The organism is Daejeonella sp. (genome assembly GCF_044342615.1).
GTDB lineage: Bacteria > Bacteroidota > Bacteroidia > Sphingobacteriales > Sphingobacteriaceae > Daejeonella.
In genome coordinates, this window is the sequence record NZ_JBIIPN010000090.1 from 1 (window position 1) to 11042 (window position 11042).

The window sequence follows — 11042 nt, forward strand, 5'->3', positions numbered from 1 at the left end:
CCTACTTTCCATCAATCAGCAATTCCTAAATCACGATACTTATACCGACATCATAACTTTTGATAATAGCGATAAAGAGGGACTCATTATTGGTGATATATTCATTAGTGTAGATCGCGTTCAAGATAATGCTGAAAGCTTTAAAACAGAGCTAGAAGATGAACTGCAGCGTGTTATGATTCATGGCACCTTACACCTGCTTGGATACCCTGATAAAGGGAAAGAAGCAAAAGTAATCATGACCCAAAAAGAAGATTTTTACCTTTCAAAAAGAGGTTTTTAGTCCAGCCCAATCACTCATCACTCCACCCCTATTATAATAACCTATTTTCATCAAATTGTTATTTATTTATATGTTTAAACATGTAATATTAATTCCAATGCTAATATGCGTACCTTTGCAGCTTAATTATTCATTGAATGGCGTATAAGGTAATAATTGTTGGGGCGAGCGGACTTATAGGCAGCAGTTTATTGTCGGCTTTAATTCGTTCAGAACAGATTGCAGAAATTACATTATTGCTGCGAAATCCGCTTTCTATCTCGAACCCTAAGGTCAAAGAAATAGTTCTTAATTTCGATAAGATAGATAATTACGCATCAAAAATTAATGGAGACATAATTTATTGCTGCCTTGGAACAACCAAATCTAAGTCGCCAGAGCAGAACAATTACAGAAAAGTTGACTTAGAGTATCCATTAAATCTAGCCAAAATTGGGCTTCAGAATGGAATAAGCCAATTCCATCTGGTTAGCTCGCTTGGTGCAAGTTCCGAATCTAAAAACGCCTATCTAAAACTCAAAGGAGAATTAGAAAATGAATTAAAAAAACTAAATATACCATCATTGCACATATATCAACCATCTTTTTTAGAGGGTAAACGACAAGAAAATCGTCTCTTAGAAAGGATAATGATGCCGATCATGAAGTTATTGAACCCAATACTTTTAGGTCCACTTGAAAATTATAGAAGCATTAAAGCGTCTGACGTGGCAGAAGCAATGATGAAGCAGTCGATAAAAGAACTAAAAGGAACTTTTACATATCCCTCTAAACAAATAAAAGAATTAGCGTGAGCATACTATCAACAGAGCAATTAGGACATTCATTTAATGATAACTGGTTATTTAAAGACCTTTATTTTGGTCTCAATAAAGGCGACCGGGTAGCATTAGTGGGAATAAATGGTACGGGTAAATCGACACTGTTGCGAATTTTATCTGGTTTGCTGGCTCCAAGTTTAGGCAAGGTGGTGACAGAACGTGATCTCAGAATTGGTTATCTAGAACAAGATCCTCAATTTCAAAATCAGGAAACCATCAGCGACTTTATTTACTCCATTGGCAATGAAAAACAACAATTAATTAGACAATACGAGGAGGCTGTAAGTAAAGAAGTTCAAGACGAAAAGCTCCTCAATAAACTAATGGATGAATTAAGCAATGCCAATGCTTGGGAGTATGAATATGAAATAAAAACCATTTTGGGGAGAATGGGCATTCAGAATCTTGAACAAAAAATTATAACATTATCTGGGGGCCAAAGAAAACGTTTAGCTCTTGCAAAACTACTTATTGACGATCCAGACGTATATATTTTAGATGAGCCTACCAACCACTTGGATATTGAAACTATTGAATGGTTGGAAAGTTATATGACTAGCGGACAAAAAACAATATTATTGGTTACGCATGATCGCTATTTCCTAGACAATGTATCTTCCCGAATTATCGAACTTGATCGCGGAAAACTTCAATCGTTCAATGGTAATTACAGTTATTACTTAGAGAAAAAGGCAGAACAAAACGCTGCGGAAGATGCTTCTTTTAGCAAAAACTCTAATCTCCTAAAGAAAGAATTGGAATGGATGCGCAGACAACCCAAGGCTCGTACAACCAAATCCAAATCAAGAATTGATTCCTTTTATGATTTGGAAGAAAAAACAAAAGGTCGCCAAGTTAAATCTTCTCTCGAGCTCAGTGTGAATGTTGCACGTCAGGGAAATAAAATATTAGAGCTTGATCATGTTGTAAAAGCTTTTAATGGAAAGTCAATTATCAATGATTTTTCTTATGTGTTTAAAAAGGGTGACAGAATTGGTGTAGCCGGGAAAAATGGTACGGGAAAATCTACTCTCCTCAATATAGTAACGGGTGCTATTCAGCCTGATAAAGGAAGTGTACAAGTAGGTGAAACTACGGTATTTGGTTATTACCGACAAGGTGGACTAGAGTTTAAAGAAGACGAGCGTGTAATTGATGTGGTAAAGAATATTGCAGAATACATTACCATGGCTGATGGAAAAACCCTAACGGCAAGTCAGGTACTTACCCACTTCCTCTTCCCGCCTGCCAAACAATATGGCATGGTGAATAAACTAAGTGGTGGCGAAAAAAAGCGACTGCAATTAATGCGGGTGCTCATGAAAAACCCCAATTATCTGATATTGGATGAGCCCACAAATGATCTAGATATTGATACCTTAAATGTTTTGGAAGATTTTTTACTGAACTTCCCTGGCATATTAATGCTTGTATCTCACGATCGATATTTGATTGATCGCTTAACGGATCAGTTGTTTATTTTTGAAGGTGATGGAAATGTTCGTATTTATTCGGGTAATTATACCGACTATCGTTTAGAACAGGATGAGCCAAAAGCGCCTGTAAAAGCTAAGCCAATAGTTGAAAAGTCTGAGCCAGAAACACCTAAAAGAAAGCTTAGTTTTAAAGAACAAAAGGAATTAGATGATCTGGAATCTGACACAAAGGGGCTTGAAAAAAACATTGAAAGCCTAACGGCGGAATTAAATTCAGGTATTACGGATCACACAAAGCTTTCAGAAATTGCATTAAAAATTCAGTCTTTGAAAGACGAGATGGATATAAAAACATTGAGATGGCTAGAACTCTCTGAAATAAAATAAGTATATGAGTCAGTCGGATATAATCGCATCAGCAGGTGTAACACTCCTTCTTATTGCCTTTTTCTTAAATCTGAAAAAGATAATGAGTACAGATAATAAATGGTATAGTGGACTAAATATTGTTGGGGCTGGACTATGTGGATATTCCTCCTACCTAATATCTTTTTACCCTTTTGTAATACTTGAAGGGGTTTGGGTATTGGCTGCATTAAGCTCTTTTATTAAGCATGTTCCACGTGAAACAATTACAAAAAAAGTAGATTGATAGAATAAATAGAAATTGTTCCACGTGGAACATTAAAGAAAAAAGAAACGTTTAACAATTAAATTTAAATTGTTCCACGTGGAACATCGAAGATTATGTTTAAAAAATATGATGTAATTGTGGTAGGTGCCGGACATGCCGGATGCGAGGCAGCGGCTGCGGCAGCTAACCTTGGTTCTAGTGTTTTGCTAATTACCATGAATATGGAAACCATCGCACAAATGAGTTGTAACCCAGCAATGGGTGGTGTAGCAAAGGGCCAAATTGTGCGTGAGATTGACGCAATGGGTGGCTACTCTGGGATAATCACAGATAAAACAACCTTGCAGTTTAGAATGCTAAATAGTTCTAAAGGACCAGCAATGTGGAGTCCTAGAGCCCAAAGCGACAGAAAAAGATTTGCTGAAGAATGGAGATTAGCACTGGAGCAAACACCCAATGTTGACTTCTGGCAAGATACTGCAACATCCCTACTCATAGAGGATAATAAAGTGTGTGGTGTGAAAACATCGTTGGGGATAAGGGTTGAAGCCAAAGCGGTTGTGTTAACTAATGGAACATTCCTAAACGGAATAATACATGTGGGCGAAAAGAAATTTGGTGGTGGTAGAACTGGGGAAAAATCTGCCACTGGAATAACAGAGCAATTGGTCGAATTGGGATTCGAAGCAGGAAGAATGAAAACAGGAACACCACCACGTGTAGATGGCCGTTCATTGGATTATTCCAAAATGGAAGAACAATGGGGAGATGAAAAACGTGGAAGGTTTTCATATACCGATGTGGAACTTCCTACCGAACAAAGGTGCTGTTGGATAACTTATACCAACGCAGAAGTACATGAAACCTTGAAAGAAGGTTTTGAAAAATCGCCAATGTTTACAGGTAGAATAAAAGGCTTAGGTCCGAGATATTGTCCGTCGATTGAGGATAAAATAAACAGATTTGCTGAGCGTGATAGACACCAAATATTTGTAGAACCCGAAGGGTGGAATACAGTGGAAATTTATGTAAATGGCTTCTCAACTTCTTTACCTGAAGATGTACAATATAGAGCACTCACAAAAATACCTGGCTTTGAAAATGCAAAAATGTTCAGACCTGGATATGCAATTGAATACGACTTCTTTCCACCTACTCAATTGAAACTAACATTAGAGACTAAAAAAATTGAGCACCTATATTTCGCTGGCCAAATAAACGGTACAACAGGATATGAAGAGGCGGCATGCCAAGGGTTTATGGCGGGCATTAACGCTCATCAAAAAATCAATCAAAAAGAAGAAATTATATTAAAAAGAGCAGAGTCTTATATCGGGGTATTAATTGACGACCTTGTTACGAAAGGTACAGAAGAACCTTATCGGATGTTTACCTCAAGAGCGGAACATCGTTTGTTATTAAGACAAGATAATGCAGACATCCGACTAAGCGGAATCGGACATCAATTAGGATTGATTAGTGATGAACGTTTAGAAAAAGTGAATCAAAAAATTGCAAACGCTGATAAAATTGTAAACTATTTAAAAAATACTTCAATCGGACCAACAGCAGTGAATCATATATTGGAAAGTCAAGGTACACCTGGTATTTCACAAAACATGAAGATGTTCCAATTAATTACACGACCACAAATAAGTTTTGAAGATTTAAGAAAAGCGGATCCGATATTCGATGAACTCTTAAAAAGTTATAATCTCGAAACCGTAGAGCAGGCTGAAATAAAAGTGAAGTACGAAAGTTACTTTGAAAAAGAATTAGAGATCGTAGATAAAATGAAAAGAATGGAGGATCAAATTATAAATCCTGAATTCAATTATCGCGAACTCGTATCTTTATCAAAAGAAGCACGAGAAAAATTAATGAAAATAAAACCGAGAACTTTGGGTCAAGCTTCAAGAATTTCTGGAGTTTCACCATCAGATATTTCAGTTTTAATGGTTCATATGAGCCGTTAATACATAATATACTGATTTACAAGGGTTTATGATATTTTATAGGGGACTTTGAAAGAGCGCACCAGAGACACTTTCTTTGTGTTGTTATAGTGATTGGTTCAAAAACAAATAAAACTTAATACAGGGCTTAAAAATGGTCAATTTTAAAAGAACACTTAGTTTAACCATTGTGATATTAGGCATAATATCAAATTTCTTTATTTCTTCCTGCGCAAGCGTGCAAGCGCCAACCGGCGGACCAAAAGACACGATCCAACCAGTCGTAATAAAAGAGCTTCCAAAAAATTTGACTAGAAATTTTAATGTCAAAAAAATAGAAATAGAATTTGACGAATTTATAAAACTAAGTAATGAGTTTACAGAAATAAGTATTTCGCCAAGTATGGATATCCCACCAACATACAAAGCGAAAAAAGAAAAACTTGAAATAAGTTTTGAAGAAACGCTAATACCAAATACAACTTATACCATAAATTTTGGAAAAGCAATTTTAGATGTGAACGAAGGAAATATTTTAAAAAACTATACCTACGTATTTTCAACAGGAAATGAAATCGACTCACTTTCCATATCCGGAAAGGTAATTAACTCATTAACAAAACAGAAAGTAAAAGAGGTAACCGTATTTATTTTGCCAATAAGCCAAGATTCTCTATTTGGAAAAAAAAGACCGAACTTTTTTGCAACAACCGATACATCTGGAAATTTTAAACTATCAAATCTCAGAGAAGATACTTATCGGATTTATGCATTAAATGAACAGGGCGCTGGAGATCGAATTTACAATGGAAAATCAGAAGAAATAGCCTTTCTGAAAAATCCAATTAAACTTAATAAAGACACAGCTGATATTTTACTAAGTCTTTTTAAAGAAGTGCCCAAACAGTTTTCAGTACTAGATAGAAAAATAGAAGCGGATGGAAAAATTTTACTAACATTCAATAAAGCAATAATTGAACCCACAATAGAAATTTTAGAACCAATAGCACTAAATAATCTCAAAACAGTAGAGTTTTCAAATACACGCGACTCTGTAAGAATTTGGCTAACTGAATTAACATTTGATTCGATAAAAGTGGCAGTCAACTCATCTAAAATAGCATTAGATACAGTCATCTTAAGAAGAAATAAAAAAGATAGCTATACAGAAACAATAGGTATTACCGACAATACAAGTAATGGCAAATTGAGACCTGGATCAGAATTAAAGATCAAATTTTCAGGACCAATAAAAACAGTGAATGAGAAACTAATTAGCCTTATGGAAGATTCGATACCTCTTAAAAATTATTCAGTATTGGAGGATAAAAATATGCAAAGAGGATATACTATAAAATATCCATGGCGACTAAACAAAAAGTACCAAATTAAAATAGACAACAATGCAATTGAAGATGTAAGGGGAAATAAATCAAAGGTTTATAACAGAAAATTTGAATTGGATGTAGAGGAAAATTATGGTAGTATATCTATAAACATAACAGTGCCCGATACAAGTAAAAATTATATAATACAATGGATGTCAGATGATTACAAAGTATTAAAAGAAGATAATATAGCTAAAAATCAAGAATTAAATTATACCCGATATCCCACAGGAAAATATAAAATAAGGGTAATCTATGACTTTAATAGAAATAAAGAATGGGATACGGGTAATGTCTTACTAGGAATACAACCAGAAAGTACCTGGAATTTCGAAAAGATAATAACCCTACGACCAAATTGGGACTTAGAAGAAAAGATTACTATTCCGAATCCGGAATAAACCAATTAGAATACATCTTATAGTTTTCTGGAAGTTTTTTCAAAAGAGCAATTTGCTCCTCTGTTAATGGTTTTATTTTACGAGCTGGAATACCTGCGTATAAGAAACCAGATTCACAGCGCATATTTTCTAGAACTATAGTACCCGCAGCAATAATACAAAATTCTTCAACTAGGGCATGATCCATTACAATGGCACCCATTCCAATAAGTACATAATCATTAATTACACATCCATGTACCAAGGCATTATGACCAATAGAAACGTTATTTCCAATGATGGTTGGCGCTTTTAAATAGGTACAATGTATAACCGCACCATCCTGAATATTCGTATTATCACCGATAGTAATAAAATTTACATCTCCTCTGATAACTGCACTGAACCATACTGAACAATGTTTCCCGATAGTGACATCACCTACAATAGTTGAATTTTCGGCCAAAAAACAATCCTTTCCTATAGTAGGGTAAACTCCTTTAACTGGTAAAATTAGCGGCATAATCTAAATTTAAAATACAGTATCATGTGGTGCTTCCGCATGTGATTTATAATCAGTAGTAAAATGCAAACCACGACTCTCTTTACGTAATTTAGCAGATTTAATAACGATATAAGCATTCTGAATAACATTTCTTAATTCACATAGCTTAACGGAAAGTGTAGTCTTTTTATAAAAAGATTCAGTTTCTTCATAAAGCAAACCCAGACGGCGCATAGCACGATCTAATCTAAAATCGGAACGAACTATCCCAACATAATCACTCATTACTTTTTGGGTTTCCCGTAAATTATGGGTAACCAAAATATCTTCATTCGACAATTTAGTATCAGTTTCATCCCATTCAGGGATATTTTGAGGAATTGTATAATTATTAAATACCTTAATTGCATCTTCAAAAATACGATGTGCAAAAACTGGCGCTTCTAATAAAGAGTTGGAGGCCAATCGATTAGCACCGTGCAGTCCAGTACTGGCACATTCCCCACAAGCATAAAGTCTATGAATAGATGACTTACCAACTTTATCTACCATAATACCACCGCACATATAATGTGCTGCAGGAGTCACGGGAATTAAATCATGTGTCATATCAATACCAATACTTAAACATTTGGCATAAATATTTGGAAAATGAGATAAAATATCCGCTTTAGAGCGATGACGGATGTCTAAATACACAAAATCATCACCAGACTTTTTCATTTCAGCATCAATAGCCCGAGCTACAATATCACGAGGAGCCAAAGAACCACGCTCATCATATAGATGCATAAATTCTTGCTGATTTCTTGTTTTAAGAACGCCACCAAAACCACGCACAGCTTCTGAAATTAAGAATGACGGATACTCACCAGGATTATAAAGTGCGGTAGGATGAAATTGAATAAATTCCATATTACGAACTTTTGCCTTAGCACGATAAGCCATAGCAATACCATCACCTGTCGCAATCACCGGATTAGTGGTATTCGAATAAATATGACCAGCACCTCCAGATGCCATTAAAGTTACTTTGGATAAAAACTTCTCAACTTTATTCGTAGCGGTATTTAAGGCATAAATACCATAACATTCAATATCAACGGAATTTTTATCAACAAAAACACCAATATGATGTTGAGTAATTAATTCAACAGCGAAATAATGTGTAAGAATTTCAATATTAGTGTTATTATGAATCTGTTGCAATAAAGATCGTTCTATCTCTAAACCAGTAATATCCTTATAATGTAGCACCCTACTTTCTGAGTGACCACCTTCTTTAGCTAAGTCAAAAACACCATGTTTAGTCTTATCAAAAGAAGTACCGTATTTAATAATTTCATCAATTCTTTCGGGGCCTTCTTTAACTACTAACTCAACAATTTCTTGATCACATAAACCATCACCTGCTATTAAAGTATCTTCAATGTGTTTATCAAAAGAATCTTCTTCTTTATCTACAACAACCGCTACCCCACCTTGAGCATATTTAGTATTAGATTCATCTTCACTAGCCTTTGTAACAATCAGAACCTTACCATATTGCGCAGCTTTTAGCGCAAAACTTAAACCTGCAATTCCAGAACCAACGACTAAAAAATCGACATTTCTCATAAAAGATAATAATAAAATAAAGCATTCAACAAAGATGTTAATAAGCTAGTCAAAGATGTTAATTTAGTAGCAAAACACGTTGAATAAAAAACAAAGAAGCTTAAAAATAGTTCGACTAAGATTAAATTAACTTATTTTTGAATAAGTTTTAATCAATTATGACAAAGTAATCCACTTTTTAACGATTGAAAAAAATCCACATATAAAAAATTGAAAAATAATTAGGTAAAATAAAATACCTGATAATCAGATATATAAGAAAGAGAATCTGTTTAGAAGTTGTTGATAAATAATTAAAAACAAGAAAAGGAATAAAAAAATATCAAATTTTTACACATTACCAACACCCTAATAAACAATAAGATTCTTATTTAAATAATAAATAGTATTTATTGAATAGTTGATAAATGAATACCTTCGAAGAATTAAATAGTAAAGGTTTTATAGACGAATTAATTGATCCATCACTTGATTTGTTTGCCGAAATTAAACGATTAAAAAAAGAGAAAAATGCAGTTATATTGGCGCACTTTTATCAGGAACCTGATATTCAAGACATCGCAGATTATATTGGCGATAGTTTGGGATTATCTCAGGAAGCCGCTAAAACAGATGCAGATATAATTGTTTTTGCTGGAGTTCATTTTATGGCTGAAACAGCTAAAATTTTATCTCCTAATAAAAAAGTTTTATTACCAGATTTAAAAGCAGGTTGTTCATTATCAGATAGTTGTCCGCCACGATTATTTGCAAAATTTAAAGAAAAATATCCTGATCACATGGTAATAACTTATGTGAATTGTACAGCAGAATTAAAAGCAATGAGTGACATAGTTTGCACGTCATCAAACGCAGTTCAAATAGTAGAAAGCTTACCAAAAGATCAAAAAATAATATTCGGTCCCGATAGAAATCTTGGGGCCTATGTAGCTAAAAAAACAGGTCGTGATTTGGTTCTTTGGAATGGTGCATGTATGGTGCATGAGATATTTTCTCAACAAAGAATAGTAAAATTAAAAAACAGACATCCAGAAGCTAAATTTATAGCTCATCCAGAATGTGAGGATGTGATTTTACAAATGGCGGATTATATTGGATCAACAACAGGTTTATTGAAATATACCATCAATAATCCCGCTAGTGAATTTATTGTAGCAACAGAAAGTGGAATTATTCATCAAATGGAAAAAGCGAGTCCGAATAAAACCTTTATACCCGCCCCTCCGAATAATTCTTGTGCATGCAATGATTGTCCGCATATGAAGAGAAATACATTAGAAAAGTTATATTTATGCATGAAAAATGAACTTCCAGAGGTTAATGTCCCTATGGATATTATTTTACAAGCGCAAAAACCCATTGAAAAAATGCTGGAAATTTCCGCAAAACTTGGTTTATAATTTATGACTGAACAATCAGCAGGATTTTTAAAGAATTATGGCAGTATTATCAAATTACTGATCGGAATTAGTATTGGAACTGTATTAGGTTTAATACTAGGTAAAAAAGTGGAGGTACTTAAACCTCTTGGTGATATCTTTTTAAATCTTCTTTTTACCGCTGTGATTCCCCTTATTTTTTTCGCAATTTCTTCATCTGTTGCTAATATTGATCGAAGTAAAAAAATGGGTAAATTGATGTTTATTACCCTTTTCGTTTTTATTGGAACAGTTTTAATATCAGCTACTTTAACCGTTTTAGCTGTTTGGTTATTTCCATTGCCTCAAACTCTTGAAACCACTGCTCCAATTATTGAGGATATAAAATCTCAAAATTGGGGCCAACAAGCAACGAGTTTACTAACCGTAAATGAATTTTACGAATTACTCTCTCGCAAAAGTATGTTGGCTTTTATTATTTTTTCATTGCTTGTTGGATTTGCTACTTCTCGTGCGGGTGAAACTGGTGAAGCTTTCAAAAAATTTCTCCTTGCCGGAGATGAGGTAATGAAGCAATTATTAATTTTAATCATGAAAATTGCTCCAATCGGTCTGGGAGCCTATTTTGCTTATCAAATTGGAGT

10 protein-coding genes are annotated in these 11042 nt (G+C 34.2%); 8 read left to right on the plus strand and 2 right to left on the minus strand.

The window, feature by feature from the left end:
• The 6 genes from ybeY to ACIQ0D_RS08725 all read left to right on the plus strand — a co-directional run.
• Positions 1-283 (plus strand): rRNA maturation RNase YbeY (gene ybeY / locus ACIQ0D_RS08700; RefSeq protein ID WP_395804728.1); only part of this gene is annotated, 283 nt, incomplete at its 5' end.
• Positions 284-420: 137 nt separating this feature from the next.
• The gene (locus ACIQ0D_RS08705) at positions 421-1077 is read left to right on the plus strand and encodes an NAD(P)H-binding protein (protein WP_395804730.1); all 657 of its coding nucleotides are present in this window, start codon (positions 421-423) and stop codon (positions 1075-1077) included.
• Positions 1074-2927, plus strand: coding sequence for an ABC-F family ATP-binding cassette domain-containing protein (locus ACIQ0D_RS08710; RefSeq protein ID WP_395804732.1), 1854 nt, complete (start codon positions 1074-1076; stop codon positions 2925-2927). Before ACIQ0D_RS08705 ends, ACIQ0D_RS08710 begins: the two co-directional genes overlap by 4 nt.
• A gap of 4 nt (positions 2928-2931) precedes the next feature.
• The gene (locus ACIQ0D_RS08715) at positions 2932-3192 is read left to right on the plus strand and encodes a hypothetical protein (RefSeq protein WP_395804734.1); all 261 of its coding nucleotides are present in this window, start codon (positions 2932-2934) and stop codon (positions 3190-3192) included.
• A 95-nt stretch (positions 3193-3287) separates the two neighbouring features.
• Entirely contained in the window at positions 3288-5150 is a 1863-nt protein-coding gene (mnmG, locus tag ACIQ0D_RS08720) for a tRNA uridine-5-carboxymethylaminomethyl(34) synthesis enzyme MnmG (protein ID WP_395804736.1), read from the plus strand.
• A gap of 133 nt (positions 5151-5283) precedes the next feature.
• A complete protein-coding gene (locus ACIQ0D_RS08725) occupies positions 5284-6918 on the plus strand; it encodes an Ig-like domain-containing domain (protein ID WP_395804738.1) in 1635 nt (544 codons plus the stop codon).
• On the opposite strand, the gene ACIQ0D_RS08730 is transcribed toward ACIQ0D_RS08725, so the two are convergent.
• A complete protein-coding gene (locus tag ACIQ0D_RS08730) occupies positions 6899-7420 on the minus strand; it encodes a gamma carbonic anhydrase family protein (RefSeq protein WP_395804740.1) in 522 nt (173 codons plus the stop codon). The genes ACIQ0D_RS08725 and ACIQ0D_RS08730 overlap by 20 nt on opposite strands.
• Positions 7421-7429: 9 nt before the next feature.
• Entirely contained in the window at positions 7430-9019 is a 1590-nt protein-coding gene (nadB, locus tag ACIQ0D_RS08735) for an L-aspartate oxidase (RefSeq protein ID WP_395804742.1), read from the minus strand.
• Positions 9020-9426: 407 nt separating this feature from the next.
• Here nadB and nadA point away from each other — a divergent pair, with 407 nt between their 5' ends.
• Entirely contained in the window at positions 9427-10419 is a 993-nt protein-coding gene (nadA, locus tag ACIQ0D_RS08740) for a quinolinate synthase NadA (RefSeq protein WP_395804744.1), read from the plus strand.
• A 3-nt stretch (positions 10420-10422) separates the two neighbouring features.
• Positions 10423-11042: dicarboxylate/amino acid:cation symporter (locus tag ACIQ0D_RS08745; protein WP_395804746.1), on the plus strand; the 620-nt coding region annotated here is incomplete at its 3' end.